Source organism: Paenibacillus sp. NEAU-GSW1 (genome assembly GCF_009737085.1).
Lineage (GTDB): Bacteria > Bacillota > Bacilli > Paenibacillales > Paenibacillaceae > Pristimantibacillus.
Genome location: NZ_WOVL01000021.1, coordinates 1 through 15,096, shown reverse-complemented (window position 1 = coordinate 15,096; position 15,096 = coordinate 1). Strand labels below are relative to the sequence as shown.

Below are 15,096 nucleotides of genomic sequence, written 5' to 3'. Positions count from 1 at the left end.
ATAGAATGAGTTGGATATGCAGCGGTGTTAGGCGGAAGCGAACATTTTCGATAAAAAGGAGGTTTATGAGATGCACGCAAATCAGACGCTGCAGGCGCTAGGCGAGAACATGCGGTTGCTGTTCATTCGCAATGACGGTCAAAGCCCATTGGCTTCAGTGCTGTATGCGCAAGGCAATCGATTCAAACTATCGGCGCAGCCGGATCAGCTATTGATTCATTTGCTGGCGAACGATCCTTCGGAACATGATGATAGGGTTTGCGGTACGACGCTGGCTTGGCGTTTCGTAGGTGCTAGTCCCGATGTGCGGGTGAACGGAATGGAAGAGGAGCCCACTGCGTTTCATTTTTTTCGGGAAAAAACCTATACAGGCGTTCCGGCCTTTCGCAGCGCAGCTTGGAGCGAAGTGTGGCCAGGCATAGGTCTAATTGTTCGAGGAGAAGAAGGGCAATTGAAGTTTGATTGGCATGTTGCGCCGGGATCCGCTCCGGAACGGATCCGTTTCCGCTGCGAGGGGAGTGAAGGCTTTCGGCTGGACGAGGAAGGGAATTTGCTGCTTGATACCGCAGTTGGCATCATGACCGACCGGAAGCCGCTGGCCTATCAGAACCTAGACGGAGTGCGGAAGGAGGTCGGGTGCCGGTATGAACTGACGGATACGCAGGACGGATGCTGTGAGCTTTCGTTCGTCATGACGGAGCCCTACGACGCCAGCCTCCCGCTCGTCATCGATCCGATCCTTAGCTATTCTACTTACTTGGGCGGCAGCTTGGACGATTACGGCAGCGGCATTGCGGTGCAACGATGGAATGGCGAAGCTTACATCGTAGGTACGACCAGCTCGCTCAATTTTCCGACAACACCCGGCGCGTTCCAAACCTCACTTGCCGGCGGCGGCTCGCAGGATGCCTTTGTATCCAAACTCAGTCCAGAAGGCTCGTGGCTCATCTATTCCACGTATATAGGCGGTGTTGACGCGAGCAGCGGAATTGCGATCGCAGTTGACGATTACGGCAACGCTTATATAACGGGCTCGACCTCTTCATCCGATTTTCCCGTCACAACAGGCGCATTTCAAACCTCGTTCGGGGGCGGAACGAATACGGCATTCGTCGCGAAGCTCAACTGGAGCGGATCCGGGTTTGAATACGCCACTTATTTAGGCGGCACAGGCGCCAGCATCGGCAAAGGCATTGCCGTTGACGGCTCGGGGAACGCGTATGTAACGGGCTATACGGATGAGGCAGACTTTCCGGTCACTTCCGGGGCATTTCAGCAGACCAACGCAGGTGGCACGAGCGCATTTATTGCGAGATTGAATTCGTCTGGAAGTGCGCTTGATTATTCCACCTATGTAGGCGGAACAGCGAATGATTATGCGAATGCAATCGATGTCAGTTATTTCGGCGATGCCTACGTGACCGGCTATACGCTGTCTGCTGATTTTCCGACGACGCCGGGCGCGTTCCAGACGAGTTTCGGAGGCGGGGAGGCAGGCGAGGCGGAGCCTGGCGACGCCTTTGTCTTGAGGCTCGACCAATCGGGATCGGCGTTGGTATACTCGACCTTCTTGGGCGGCAGCCGCGCGGATTTCGGCAACGGCATCGCGGTGGACGACGGCGGCTATGCTTATGTGACCGGAAAAACAAGCTCGCCTGATTTTCCGGTTGGCGGCGGCGCATTTCAGCCATTCTTAAGAGGAATCGCAAACGCTTTTGTAACGAAGCTTGATCCGTCGGGAACCGGTATTGTCTATTCCACCTATTTGGGCGGATCCAATAGCGACGGCGGCAACGGAATTGCGGTTAATTTGAATGGTAATGTTCATGTCACCGGCGTGACAGAGTCGCATGATTTTCCATTGTTCGATCCGATTGAAGGCGGGTTTCCCGGATTGCAAAGCGCGTTCGTTACAACGATCGGCTATTACGGCTATTTGGAGTTCTCGACTTTTCTAGGCGGCGACCATACCTTTGGCTCTGGCATCGCCGTCGATGAGCAAGGGAATATCTATGCGACAGGACAGACGAACTCGTATGGCTTTCCGATAACGCCAGGAGCCTATCAGCCCTACAATGCAGGCCAAATCGATGCCTTTGCCGTCAAAATATCCGGCGAAGCCAAACTGGATATCCATAAGTTCGCCGACCGGTTTGATGTGCTTCCTGGTGAATTGGTTCATTTTATTATTGATTTGAAAAATTTCGGTTCGGTAGAAATAACGAATATTGTGATCGAAGATCCGTTGGTTGGTTATTTCAATGTTCTCCCGTTCATCCCGCCATTTTCCAGCCAAGAGATCGTTCTGGCATTCGTCGTGCCTCCGGACGCGCCGCCAGGGCCAATCGTAAATCAAGTGTTTGTCAGAGCTGACCAAATTCGCGATCCTCTGGTTGCGGAAGCGGTAATATTCGTAAATGCGGTCATGATTTTAAATGCAGTCAAATCAGTAAGCCCGCAGGCTGCGCGTCCCGGCGAGACGGTTGTATTCCGCATCGAGCTGCATAACCGAAGCAATGTCGATCTGATCAACATCCGGTTGTTTGATCCACTTATTGGACTTGATCAAACGATTGCGGTGCTGCATGTCGGCATGGATATCGTTATTGATTGGCCGTATGTGATTCCTCTTGATGCGAGAGCGGGCTTAACGATCGTTAACTTCGTCGAAATTACGGCGGACAATTTACCGAACCCTGAACAAATTGGCACTGTGGTTGAAGTGCTGCCCGCCCCGCGGCTCGCGATTACGAAAATTGCGGATCGTACAGTAGCGACTCCCGGCGAAACGATCAATTATGTGGTAACGGTGAGCAACACGGGCAATTCCGTCGTGACGGACATTGTTGTGACGGATGATCTTACCAGCCTTAGCGTTACGATCCCTTCGCTGGATGTCGACAAAACGGAAGTTATTAACGTACAGTTGCTGGTTCCGTTACAAACGCCGCCTAGAACGTATTCAAATACGGTTATCGCGATCAGCAATGAGGCGCCTGCTGTATCTGCTGATTTCGAAGTGGAGGTTGCCGCCGTTCCGCTGCTTGGCATTCGAAAAACGCCGGATCGGGAAAGCGTTTCTCCGGGGCAAACGTTGAATTATACGATCGTGCTTGAAAATATCGGCAACGTGCCGATTACCGGTATTCAAATCACCGATGAACTGCTGCAATATGCTGCCCCGGCGTCCGATCTTGCCGTTGGTGAGGCGCGTGAAATGATTATTCCTTATACGGTGCCGCTGGATGCGATTATCGGATCGCAGATCATCAATTTGCTCACCGTGGAATCAGCGCAGTTGGGAGCGCAGGAGGTTGAATCGACAGTAGACGTTGTCGGTTTTGGCCTGTCATTGCTGAAAACAGCGGATCGGGTGGTAGCCGCTCCAGGTGAGACGATTACTTACACGCTCATATTACAAAACGTGCTGGCAACCGATCAGACTAATGTCATTATAAGCGATCCGCTGCTTGCCATTTCGGAGACCGTTCCGATTTTGCCTGCAGGCGCAACGATTACAAGAACCGGCACCTTTACGGTGCCTGCCGGAGCTGCTGATGGAAGTGTTATTGTCAACACGTTTACAGCCGTTTCCGACCAGACGGTGCTGCAGCGCTATGAGACCGAGGTTGTTGTTCAAATTACGCCGGGAGAGACGACGACATTAGCCGTGCATAAGCTTGCGGACCGGAATGAGGCTGCGCCGCGAGAAACGATTGATTATTCCGTCGCCGTTACGAATACGGGCAGATTTGTGGCGACAAACGTCGTTGTGAACGATTCGCTGCTGGGAACACAGTTTGCGATTTCCGCAATTGCGCCTGGCCGAACGAAAATTGTGAAATTCAGCTATACGATTCCTGCCGGCACGAAGCAAGGAACGGTTGTAGCTAACCGAGTATCGGTGACTTGGACGGAACGGCCGCCGGGCATGCTGCCGATTCAAAGCGAAGCGCGCGTAGTCGTGTCGCTGCCTTCTTCGCTGCTCGATGTGAACGTAAGTGCGAATCCGGAAACGGCGCCGCCGGGAAATACCGTTCAAAAAACGATTACGTTAGAAAACATAACCGATCGGACGTTTACCAATGTGCATGTGATCGATCTCCTCTTGCGCTTTAGCGAAATTATCCCGTCTCTCGGACCGGGACAAAGACAGGTGTTTACACTGCCGTTCGTTATTCCTGCACAAGCGGAAGGAGGCGCTGTTTTCCGCAACAATGTTGCTGTCTTCAGCGATCAGACGGCGCTGCAGCAGCAAGCGGTGCTGATAACGGCCGAGACACAGCCGGATGCGATCTTGACGCAGGCCGTCAATCAACCTGAGGGCAGCCCAGGCGAGACGGTTGTTTTTACAATACGAGTGAAAAATACAGGCAATGTTCCGCTTGTCAACGGCCAATTGACCGGGGATCTGCTGAACATTAGGCTGACGACGGAAGTATTCGATCTAAACGCAGATGAAATCATTCGCGTGCCGTTTGTTTTGCCGGAGGTAGAGGAGGATACGGTTTTGACAAGCACGGTATTCGCGGTATCGGATAACGGTCCGCCGAGACAGGTGAGCGTGTCCGTAAGGGTTATTACAGATGAGGAATAAACAGTGACCGAAATCGAATGGAGCAAGCTGCGAAATTGCGGCTTGCTTTTTTTTGGGGACAGCTCTAGATGTTGCAGGCTGTTAAAAGGTTGTTGTCTATCGCTTGACAATTTTAACTGTATATTTTATTATAACAGTAACTTAATGAGTTACAGTTACATCGGAGGAAATAGTACTTAGAGGCGGTGATCAGAATGAGCATTGAAGTAAGCGATTGGGTACAAGGCAAAACGGTACATGGCGAATTTTTCTTCGGCTACGTGGAACAGGTTGATGAACCGAAAGGCTTAGTCAAAGTTAATGTCGTAAAATCGGATAATGAGGAAGCGATTGGAAAGGCTACTGTCGTGAGGGACGCTTGGCTGAAAAAGCTGCCAGAGCCATCCGTTCATTCGGATGCCGCTTCGATCCGCAATCTGATTGATCTTGCGCTTTCCACTTGGGATGAAGCATGGTTTATGGAACTGACGGAGCAATTAAAAACGGCGCTTGTCGATGATACTTATAAACAAAGGAATGATCGCGAACATGAAAACAGAATTTCAGCCATTATTTGAGCCCTACGAATTTAAGAAGGGCATACGGCTCAAGAACCGAATCGTTATGGCGCCCATGACAACGATATCCGGAAATGAAGACGGTACGGTATCGGATTCCGAGCTTGCCTATTACGAAAGGCGTTCCGGGGGAGTCGGCATGATCATTACAGCATGCACCTACGTTACCCGAAATGGCAAAGGCTTTCCCGGCGAGTTTGGCGGCGACATTGATGAACTGATTCCCAGCATGAGCAAGCTTGCTGCAGCGATTAAAGAAAAAGGGGCAAAGGCGGTCCTGCAAATTTTTCACGGGGGCCGGCTTTGTCCGCCTGCGCTCGTGCCAGGCGGCGATATCGTCAGCGCCAGCGCAGTCGCTTCGGAGCAAAACGGCGGCGTCGTGCCGAGAGCGTTGACTGAGGCGGAGGTTGAAGCGATTATACGCGATTTCGGCGAAACGACACGCAGGGCGATTGAAGCGGGCTATGACGGCATCGAGCTGCATGGCGCAAACGGGTATTTGCTGCAGCAGTTTTTCTCACCGCATTCCAATCGCAGGGAAGATGAGTGGGGCGGCAGCTTGGAGAAACGGATGAAATTTCCGCTTGCCGTATTGGATGAAGTGAAACGGGTAGCGGCCGAGCATACGGCTAATCCGTTCCTGATCGGCTACCGGCTTTCGCCGGAGGAGGCGGAGACGCCAGGCATTACGATGGAGGAAACATTCCGCCTCGTAGATGCGCTTACCGATCGAGGACTTGATTATATACATGTCTCGACGAACGAGTTTTGGTCGAAGCCAAGACGCGGCGCGGATGAGAGCAAATCCCGGATTGAGTGGATTCAAGAGCGAGTGGGCGGACGCGTACCCGTCATCGGAGTCGGCTCGATCCATACGCCTAACGAAGCGTTAGAAGCGCTCAATACCGGGATTGCCCTTGTCGCGTTAGGCCGCGAAATTGTTATCGAACCCGATTGGGTGGAGAAAACGGCCGAGGGCAGCGAGGATCAAATTAAGACGACGCTGAGCAAAAACCCGATCGGCAAGGAAGAGCTGACCATTCCCGATCCGATGTGGAATATGATCGTCAATACACCGGGGTGGTTCCCGATCGGGGATTAATGTAAAGAGCCAAGCGGATGGATTCCGCTTGGCTCTTGTTTTTTTGCAGCGCTTGTTTATTCCGCTTCCATCCCATCGGCCAACTCGATCAACTTCTGCATCGTATTCCAGTTGCGGACGGTGGCCGGGACGCCAAGCTTTTGAAGATTGACGGACAGCTTGCTGTCTCTCACGCTGTGCCGATAGAGCAAGTAGACCTCTCTGCCGACGATGCGATATTCGTCATCGCCGTTATTGGCTGATGCCAGCTTGTCTACGCCAGAGGCAGGGGGCTCCTCCGTAAGCATCGCTGCATATTGCACTTCTTTGTCCGTTGTCGCAGCCGCTTCGGCAATCGTCTCGGCGCTGAATGGACAATCGGCGACGATGCGCCGAATTTCCTCTGCCGTGCGGATGACCGCAGACAGCGCGATGCCAAACTTCTCTTCGATCAGCCGCTCGATGCGATCGCGAACGATCGCTTCGGTGTCATTTTCCTCCGCTTCGAACAAAATATTGCCGCTTTGGATATACGTCTGAACGCGTTTGAAACCGGCGGCTGTCATCTCCGAGCGAAGCTCCGCCATCTTGATTTTGTTGTGCCCGCCGACGTTTATGCCGCGCAGCAGTGCGATGTATATGGTCATAGTTGCAAACGGCCTCCGTTATTTTTACCAGCCGAAGTTGAGCGCTTTGCCGGTCTCTACATAGGATTTGATATTGCTCAAAATCATCGGCCAGCTTTCCTTCGTATTATCATAGGAAGGATGATCGGCAGGCCAATCGTCGTTTATGAGCATCAGTTTCGTGCTTTCTCCGACCGTCTCCAGCGACAGCGAGAGCTTTGTTTCCAATGTCGCGTGATTTTCACGGTAGGAAGGGCCGGGATGCTCAGTGAACCGCATCAGCTTGTGCGGCTCGAAGGCAAGCACTTCGCCATAGACATGAACGGTCTCATCGCCGTCATTGCCCGGTCCTACATACGCGTATGGCGAACCGATTTCGAAAGTTGATTGCAGCACACTGTTGAAGAAGATCGCTCGCGTCCCCTCCGGCGTGGTGAGCGCGTTCCATACTTGCTCCGGCGTCCCCCCGATATAGATGACATATTTCAGATCCATTGACATCGTTATTCCTCCGTTCATCCTATTTCTAATTGCTTCCATTTGATAGTATAACCGAGATCGGCAGCAAAGTATTGTAAAAACGCGACAACAGTATGTCCGTTAGGTTCAACACATCTCGTTTTTGCTCTCCGTACATCTCCAGCCCTTCCGTTGCCCCGACTATAATCTAGGTCAAGGAGAGTCTGCAGAAGGTTTTTCGCATCGAAATCAATTCGTATAATTCAATCATAACGACTGGAACAGTTTGGTCATACTGGTTTCGATTCACAGATTTTTCAGCTTGGAAACGAGTGAAGCCATGTTTCAAATTATACGATACGAGGAGATGTAAAAGGTGAAAAAGCTGATCGAATTTAAAGGGGTAAAGAAACAGTACAAAGTCGGGGAAGTGATGATTAATGCGCTTGATGGTGTCGATTTTTCCATATCGGAGGGAGAGTTCGTCGTTATACTCGGTGCCAGCGGCGCCGGTAAAAGCACCCTGTTGAACATACTGGGCGGCATGGATACAGCAACCTCAGGGAAAGTCGAAGTTGGCGGACAAGAACTGACCTCATTCAACGAGAAAAAATTAACGAAATATCGTGCGGAGAAAGTCGGCTTCGTCTTCCAATTTTATAACTTGATTCCGAATTTGAACGCTTTGGAAAATGTCGAATTTGCCGTTGAAGTATGCAAGAACCATCTGGACCCGAAACCTATTTTGACGCAGGTCGGGTTGAAAAATCGGATGAAAAACTTCCCGTCCCAGCTCTCCGGAGGCGAACAACAAAGGGTTGCCATTGCGAGAGCCGTTGCCAAAAACCCGCTGCTGCTGCTCTGTGACGAGCCAACCGGCGCTTTGGATTATGTAACAGGCAAGTCTGTCTTAAAGCTGCTGCAAGATTTGAACAGAGATACGAAAAAATGCGTCATCCTCGTCACGCACAACTCTGCAATTGCTCCGATGGCGGACAAAATCATTAAAGTAAAAAGCGGCAGAATAGAAAGCGTTACGATCAATGAGGATAAACAAAGCGTCGAAGGGATTGAATGGTGATCATGAAACTATATTTCAAGCTGTTACGGGATATAAAGAAATCGTTAGGGCAGTTTATAGCCTTTGTCATGGTCATCGCAGTAGGAGCGTTTTTCTATGGCGGACTGGTGACGTACAGCGATAATTTGAACGCTTATACGAAGGATTATTTCAAAGAACATAACTTAAGCGATTTGAACGTGTATTACAGCAAGCTTTCCAAAGAAGATGCGGCTGCGATTGGCGGAGTGAAAGGCATAACTAAAATAGAAGCCCGTTATACCTTTGATGCGGCGCAACCATTTGACGATTTTAAAGCAGAGCTAAAGATCCATTCGATCCCGGCAAACAACGAAATCAATACGCCGACCGTTATTGAGGGGAGCATCCCGTCACAAAAAGGCGAGATTTTATTGGATTCCCATTATGCAGCGGAGCATGGCATCAAGATTGGCGACAGCATCACAGTCCAGGCTAACGAACGAAATATTAACCTTACGGTAAGCGGCTTAGGCGAGAATGTTGAGCATGCCAAAAAGAATGAAATCCAAGACCATAAAGCTTACGGCTTCGCTTATATATCGGAAGAGTCAGCAACTGAAATCGCAGACGGCTTTACTTACAATGAAATTATGGTTGATGCTGCTGAAGGCTCTGATTTGGAGCAACTGGGGAAATCCATTGAAGCGCAATCCAAGCAACAACAGCTTGCTTATGTAGACCAAATAAGCAAAGAGCGGTCGTTCAGTTATTCTCAGATCAGCCAAACGATAGATAACAATAAATTGATGAGCAAGGTTATCCCTTTCGTACTCTTTCTGATCGAATCGATTATTTTGCTGTTGGCTATGTCGAGAATTATTGATTCGCAGCGGAATCAAATCGGCATTATGAAAGCTTTGGGCGTGAAGAATAGAAGCATCATGCTGCATTACATGGGCTACCCGGTGCTGGTAGGCATTATCGGCTCCATTATCGGCTGTGCCGTTGCAGGCGCTCTATTCGTTCCGTTAGTGACAGAGTCGAGCGCAAGGGCTTACGCTTTGCCGGGCATCGAGTTCTCGCTTTCGTACTTTTCAATCATTCCGCCGATCATTTTTTCCAGCGCATTCGGCATGCTGGCTTGTTACCTTAGCGGCAGAGCCATACTGAAAGAACGCGCCGCTCAAGCGATGCGTCCTAAGCCGCCGAAGAAAATGAAAAAGCTGCTTATTGAGAGAATTCCGGGACTATGGAGCAATATTTCTTACAGCTACAAACTCATTTTGCGAAATATTTTTTTAAATAAGTATAAAGCTTTGGCGAGCTCCATTGGCGTTGTTGTAAGTACGGTTTTGTTGATAACGGCGTTTGGCACACAAATGTCCTTGCTGAAAGTTGCGGGCCAGATCGAAGAGGTTTACACGTATGATTTAAGAGTAGATTATGCGATGGGAACGTCCTCGGATGCGATCAAACAGCCTTCTGGCGTCGAAAGCAGCTATTTGCTGTCCAGCTTTCCGGTCGAATTAATAACGGACAATGAAAAAGAAAATGCAACCCTGGCGGTTACTGAACCAGAAAATAATCTCATCCATTTCTTTGACGATAATGAAAAGAAGATATCGCTGGATAATAACGGCATCCTTGTACCGAAATCCTATGCTGACAAGTATCAAATTAAGAAGGGAGATACGATCCAGTTAAAGTTCACAGCGCCTGAGCTTAAAAATAAAACGGTCGATATGAAGGTGTTAGACATATCTACGCAATATTCTAATCCGTCGTTTTATTCTACGCCTGCTTACTTAAAGAGCTTCGACATCGACTACAATCCGACATCGCTATTAGTAAAAGCGAAAGACGCTAACGATCTCGCAAACGTCCGCGCCTCCTTCGAACAAGACAGCCAAGTCGACACCATTGCGGATAAAGAGGATCTGAAGAAGTCAGCGCAATATATCGTGAAGCAAAACAGCTTTGTGTTTATTATGTTTATCGTCTGTGCCGTCATCCTCTCCTTTGGCGCGATCTATACGATCTCATCTATCAACATTTATGAAAGGAATCGTGAGCTGGCGACATTAAAGGTACTGGGGTACCAGAAATACAAAATCAATCGGCTTATCTTCTTGGAAAACATTATCCTGACTACATTTGCGATACTGGTCGCTTTGCCAATAAGCAAATCTGTTTTTATGACGATCATCAGCGCATTGTCCAGCACGCACCAACAAATTCCCGATCAGTTGAATGCGGCAATTCTGTTGGGAGCTATTCTGGTTACATTCCTGCTAACGATTGTTTCCAACTTGCTTCTCCGTAAAAAAATATCCAAAATAAATATGATTGAATCGTTGAAGAGTATAGAATAATAGTAGTAGTAAGGGGCGGCTATCGAGCAGCCCCTTTTCTATCATAAGCGGGTATTTGGAATAAGGAGATAAAGACGATGACATATGAAGAGGTCATGCAAGCACTTGCCGATATGGGGACCGAGCAGACGAAAAATACATATATCCGGCATGGCGCAGTTGAGCCGTTTTTCGGCGTGAAAATCGGCGACATGAAGAAGCTGGTCAAGCATGTGAAAAAGGATCAAGCGCTCGCGTTGCAGCTGTACGAATCCGGCATCTATGACGCGATGTATCTCGCCGGTCTAACCGTCAATCCGAAGACGATGACGAAGGACAAGCTTCAGCATTGGGTGGCCAATGTGAAATGGTACTCGCCGGCCGAGTATACCGTTGCCGGGGTAGCGGCGGAAAGTCCGTATGCCCGCGAGCTGGCGGTCGAGTGGATCGACTCGACTGATGAGCTGGTCGCCGTATGCGGCTGGAGCACCTATGCCAATTATGTATCGATAGCGCCTGACGAGCAGCTGGACATCGAAGAAATTCGCGGCTATCTGGAGCGGGTGCAAGAGACAATCCACGGCGAGCGCAATCGCGTCCGCTATGTCATGAATACGTTCGTCATCTCCGTTGGCGCATACGTTAAAGAGCTGACAGAGGAAGCGAAGCAGGTCGCAGAGGCCATCGGCAAAGTCAATGTCGACGTCGGCAATACAGCCTGCAAAGTGCCGCTCGCGACGGAATATATCGGCAAGATCGAATCGATGGGACGCATCGGGAATAAGAAGAAGACTTGTATTTGTTGAGGGTAGTGTACAGACAAGGGCATACCGTATTATTGCGGTATGCTCTTTGTTTTATATAGTTGGAAATGCATGTTTATAAAGTTTAAAATGCGAAATTTTTAAATAGTTTGATAAAAAATGTAGTAACCTTTTCTTGGAAATAATCGTTCAAAAGTTAGTACGGAATACAATTATAAAAAGAAGGTGTGAAAGTGAGGTTAACTTTATTACTCAATCCTTTCATTCATTTGCTTTTCACAATCCTATTGGGAATAAGCTGGTCCGAATGGGATGGAATTTCGGTAACTGTTCTCGGTATATTCTATTTAATCGTATTTGTTGTAGACATTATTACATTTGTTTATTCAAAAGCGGATAGATGGATCGAGGTGGATCTTGAAAAATAGGAGTATATGGATAGTCATTATAGCCATAACCGTTAGTGCAACCACTTGGCTGCTAAAATCTTCTCCTTCAGAAGAGACGTTTAGTTTGCAAGATTACAAAGATCAGATACAGCAATCATCTATGACAAATGGAGCTATTCCAAATGCCGAGACGGCTAAGAAGGTGGCGGAAGTCATCCTAAATGAAATTTATGGAGCCGATCAAATTTCTGAGAGAAAGCCGCTAGTTGCAAAGTTTGATGATCAATCCAAAGTGTGGCTTGTTCAAGGAACGCTACCGGAAAATATACTGGGCGGAGTACCAAACATACTCCTGCAGCAAGCGGATGGGAAAGTACTTGCGGTTTGGCATGAAAAGTAGGAGGTATGTCCTTGAAATATAGAAAAATTATAATCAAAATGCTCATAGTCTTTATAACTGCAATATGTCTACACGATTTCATCTGGGGTCATGAAGTGGTAGTAACATTCAATAAACAGGTAGATGAGGAACAAGCGAACAAGATTGCAAAATCTTTAAGCTTGGATAGTGGTACTAGATGTTTTATTCCACCTAAAGGAACAGATACGCATGATGGCTATGTGTGCTTGTTGAAAGCTAAAAACAATTATTTTATGACTAAATTTGAAATGAATCAGATTAGACAGGATAAGAGTGAAGAAATTATTGTTATCCGTTTTTATAATGATTTGAGTGCAATATGGGAGCGGTATGAAGAAGCGGCAAAGCATTTTTGATCAAAATATTAATTCGATAGACGCTGCAGTAAAGAACAAAACTGAAAGAAAAGGTGCATAGAATTGACAAAAAAGATAAAAGTGACTCTTGTGATAGGAGCTTTTGCTTTCATTGTGTGCGTGGTAATCGGATCTTATTTCATGAAAATAGATAATAATAATGCGGATGGAAATTTGTTGGAAATTGCGATATATCCAGCAGGCACTTCAAGCGAAACCTACTTATTTTCACTCAGGCCAGAAAATATTCTCGAAGTATCGATAGGTGAAAGACGGTACGGGACTGACATACGATCGGATCGTTTTATGAAACAAACTGAGCTTGTCGAGCAGAAGAAGATTTCTCAACAACAGTTTAATGATCTTGTGGAGTCAGTAAACAAGGTAAAGAAACAAAGTCATCATGATACAAAGAAAATAGTTAAGGATGGATGAGACGTTATGGTTTATTACGAAGGCGAAGTGATGGAGTTAAATTTCACCAGTAATGAATCTGCGGAATTAGATACATTAATAGATGAATTAATAGAGCTGTCACCGATAACAGTAGATTTACATGGATGGGCTTAGTGTTTTGTTGAGCGAAGTCGAATGGGACTGGATCCCATTTTTATCCGGATATTGTAGAGTCATTGGGAGTTCCAATACAACAAGAGATAATTTTTGACAATCAAGTAGAGATAGGAATAATCGTTAGTTATTATATTATATTTATACTTTTTTAAAGTAAGTGAGTACTGAGAATATTGAGAAAACTATGTTGGCAAATATAAAAATTACTGACCCAAACTATTGTCTCGGCAAAAGAAAATTGGGGTCGGGAGTACTCGAGATGAAGTAAGTAACGACAATGTACAGAAAATTACTATTTATAGAGGACCTTAATTGTCTGAGCATGATAATCTGCTTGTATGTTGTGTGTTGTTTGCAGAACTAACTGAAGTCGGTGATCTATACTGCGTATATTTAAAAGGATAGTAATTACGTTATTCGTTGTAGTTTTCTGTATTATTGGGAGCCTCTACGTTTGTCGTCATACATTGGATGAATAATACAGAAGTAATAGCTACTAAAGACTTTAGCACTGTTATTGTAGAGGAGAATGAGCTGGTCGACTATAAATATTTTCTAAGTCCAGAAGGAGAGCTAAATAATCTTGACCTTGATATGCGTATAAATATCGCAGATTATATGAAAGAGAATAACTATAAATTAGCTGAAGGCAAACATGAGTTTTATTGCAAAATATTTTAGATTCGAACCAATCGGAGATTAATGAGAGGTGCTCCATATGGATGATGAATTAAAGAAAACAAGACGTTCGTTTATAGTTTTGATCGTTCTTTTTCTAGTAGTCCTGCTATTAGGATTTATTGGTTTTATGATTTTTGCTGATAGTATCTTTAAAGGCTTATGCAGCACAACAGGATGCTAATTATATTTTGAGGAATACGAATATCCGAACAGTTCTATGACAATGCAAGATTGACAACGAGCCAGTACGTTAGCAAAGGAAATGTATCAAATAAGCTATTCGTACGATTTGATGGGCAACAAATTAACGCAGACGAATGGCAATGAACTTACGATTACCTATTTGTATAATGCTAGAACTTGTTAGCCGCTCAATTGGATCATAGCGCTGTTTCAGTTATTGAGAACAAGCGACAATACGATGAGACGAAGATTGAACGCTATACGTATACAGCTGATGGTTTGATGCTAACCATGCGTGATCGTAACGGCAATACGACAAAATTCGTCTATGATGCACAAAGCAGGTTGATTTCCAAAAACGTCGAAGGAGAGCAAGCGTCTAAGGCCAAGCTTAACGAGCGCCAAGTGAAATTTACCTACGATGGTAACGGCAATCAGACAAGTATGACGGATACGACAGGTATAACTACGCGTGTATTCGATGAATTGAATCGTGTAATAAGTAAATCGGTTCCGAAACTAGGTACAGTCGTTTATCGTTATGATCTTAGTGAAGATTTGTCTGAGGGACATCGTCAGGAAATGACGACAGACGTTAAAGGAAATGTAACATTCAAGACTTTCGATCGGGTAAACCGTTTAATTGAAGTCAAATCAGGAGATGACCTGCCAGTAAAATATACGTATTATGCTAATGGAAGCCAGAAGTCGGTAGAATATCCGAACGGCGTCAAGGAAGTGTATACGTATACGAAGTTAAATCAATTGGCTAAGCTTCAAAACTTCGTGGGTTCTACTTTGCTTGATGAGTATACGTACACGTATGATCAAGCAGGAAATCAAACCTCTAAGATTGAATTGGTTCAAGGTGAAAATAAAGGTCAAACCAGCTATACGTATGATGAGCTAAACCGATTGCTCACCGTGAATGAACCGAGCGGAAAGAAAACGGTCTATACGTATGATGGTGCAGGTAATCGTGAACAAGAAACAGTTACTGAAGGAACTACCATTGC

At 46.7% G+C, this 15,096-nt stretch carries 13 protein-coding genes; 11 read left to right on the top strand and 2 right to left on the bottom strand.

Annotated features, from left to right (window positions below):
• The first annotated feature begins 70 nt into the window (after nucleotides 1-70).
• The 3 genes from GOM71_RS16310 (at nucleotide 71) to GOM71_RS16300 (ending at nucleotide 6,256) form a co-directional block, all read left to right on the top strand.
• Nucleotides 71-4,597: an SBBP repeat-containing protein gene (locus GOM71_RS16310; RefSeq protein WP_156282951.1), complete on the top strand. Its 4,527-nt coding sequence runs from the start codon at nucleotides 71-73 to the stop codon at nucleotides 4,595-4,597.
• Between the two features lie 194 nt (nucleotides 4,598-4,791).
• Complete coding sequence (locus tag GOM71_RS16305) at nucleotides 4,792-5,154, top strand: IDEAL domain-containing protein (protein WP_156282949.1); 363 nt, start codon at nucleotides 4,792-4,794, stop codon at nucleotides 5,152-5,154.
• Nucleotides 5,126-6,256 carry an NADH-dependent flavin oxidoreductase gene (locus GOM71_RS16300; RefSeq protein ID WP_156282947.1) on the top strand — a complete coding sequence of 377 codons (1,131 nt, stop codon included), beginning with the start codon at nucleotides 5,126-5,128 and terminating at the stop codon, nucleotides 6,254-6,256. The genes GOM71_RS16305 and GOM71_RS16300 overlap by 29 nt, the downstream gene beginning before the upstream one ends.
• Nucleotides 6,257-6,312: 56 nt before the next feature.
• Here the strand turns inward: GOM71_RS16300 and GOM71_RS16295 are convergent, their stop codons facing one another.
• Together GOM71_RS16295 and GOM71_RS16290 are read right to left on the bottom strand one after the other, a co-directional pair.
• Entirely contained in the window at nucleotides 6,313-6,882 is a 570-nt protein-coding gene (locus GOM71_RS16295; RefSeq protein ID WP_156282945.1) for a DUF1697 domain-containing protein, read from the bottom strand.
• A 24-nt stretch (nucleotides 6,883-6,906) separates the two neighbouring features.
• Nucleotides 6,907-7,356, bottom strand: coding sequence for an SRPBCC domain-containing protein (locus GOM71_RS16290; RefSeq protein ID WP_156283065.1), 450 nt, complete (start codon nucleotides 7,354-7,356; stop codon nucleotides 6,907-6,909).
• Nucleotides 7,357-7,696: 340 nt separating this feature from the next.
• On the opposite strand from GOM71_RS16290, the gene GOM71_RS16285 reads away from it, so the two are divergent.
• The 8 genes from GOM71_RS16285 to GOM71_RS16255 form a co-directional block, all read left to right on the top strand.
• Nucleotides 7,697-8,401, top strand: a complete 705-nt coding sequence (locus GOM71_RS16285) for an ABC transporter ATP-binding protein (RefSeq protein ID WP_367649651.1) — start codon at nucleotides 7,697-7,699, stop codon at nucleotides 8,399-8,401.
• Nucleotides 8,402-8,403: 2 nt separating this feature from the next.
• On the top strand, nucleotides 8,404-10,734 hold the full coding sequence (locus GOM71_RS16280; RefSeq protein ID WP_156283063.1) for an ABC transporter permease: 2,331 nt from the start codon (nucleotides 8,404-8,406) through the stop codon (nucleotides 10,732-10,734).
• 77 nt (nucleotides 10,735-10,811) lie between these two features.
• Nucleotides 10,812-11,519, top strand: coding sequence for a DNA alkylation repair protein (locus GOM71_RS16275; RefSeq protein WP_156282943.1), 708 nt, complete (start codon nucleotides 10,812-10,814; stop codon nucleotides 11,517-11,519).
• Between the two features lie 471 nt (nucleotides 11,520-11,990).
• Entirely contained in the window at nucleotides 11,991-12,266 is a 276-nt protein-coding gene (locus GOM71_RS16270; protein ID WP_156282941.1) for an NTF2 fold immunity protein, read from the top strand.
• Nucleotides 12,267-12,277: 11 nt separating this feature from the next.
• Nucleotides 12,278-12,643, top strand: coding sequence for a hypothetical protein (locus GOM71_RS16265; protein WP_156282939.1), 366 nt, complete (start codon nucleotides 12,278-12,280; stop codon nucleotides 12,641-12,643).
• Between the two features lie 63 nt (nucleotides 12,644-12,706).
• Nucleotides 12,707-13,078 carry a hypothetical protein gene (locus GOM71_RS16260; protein ID WP_156282938.1) on the top strand — a complete coding sequence of 124 codons (372 nt, stop codon included), beginning with the start codon at nucleotides 12,707-12,709 and terminating at the stop codon, nucleotides 13,076-13,078.
• 609 nt (nucleotides 13,079-13,687) lie between these two features.
• Nucleotides 13,688-13,897: a hypothetical protein gene (locus GOM71_RS23930; RefSeq protein WP_173275731.1), complete on the top strand. Its 210-nt coding sequence runs from the start codon at nucleotides 13,688-13,690 to the stop codon at nucleotides 13,895-13,897.
• A gap of 360 nt (nucleotides 13,898-14,257) precedes the next feature.
• On the top strand, nucleotides 14,258-15,096 hold an 839-nt coding region (locus tag GOM71_RS16255), incomplete at its 3' end, for an RHS repeat protein (RefSeq protein WP_173275728.1).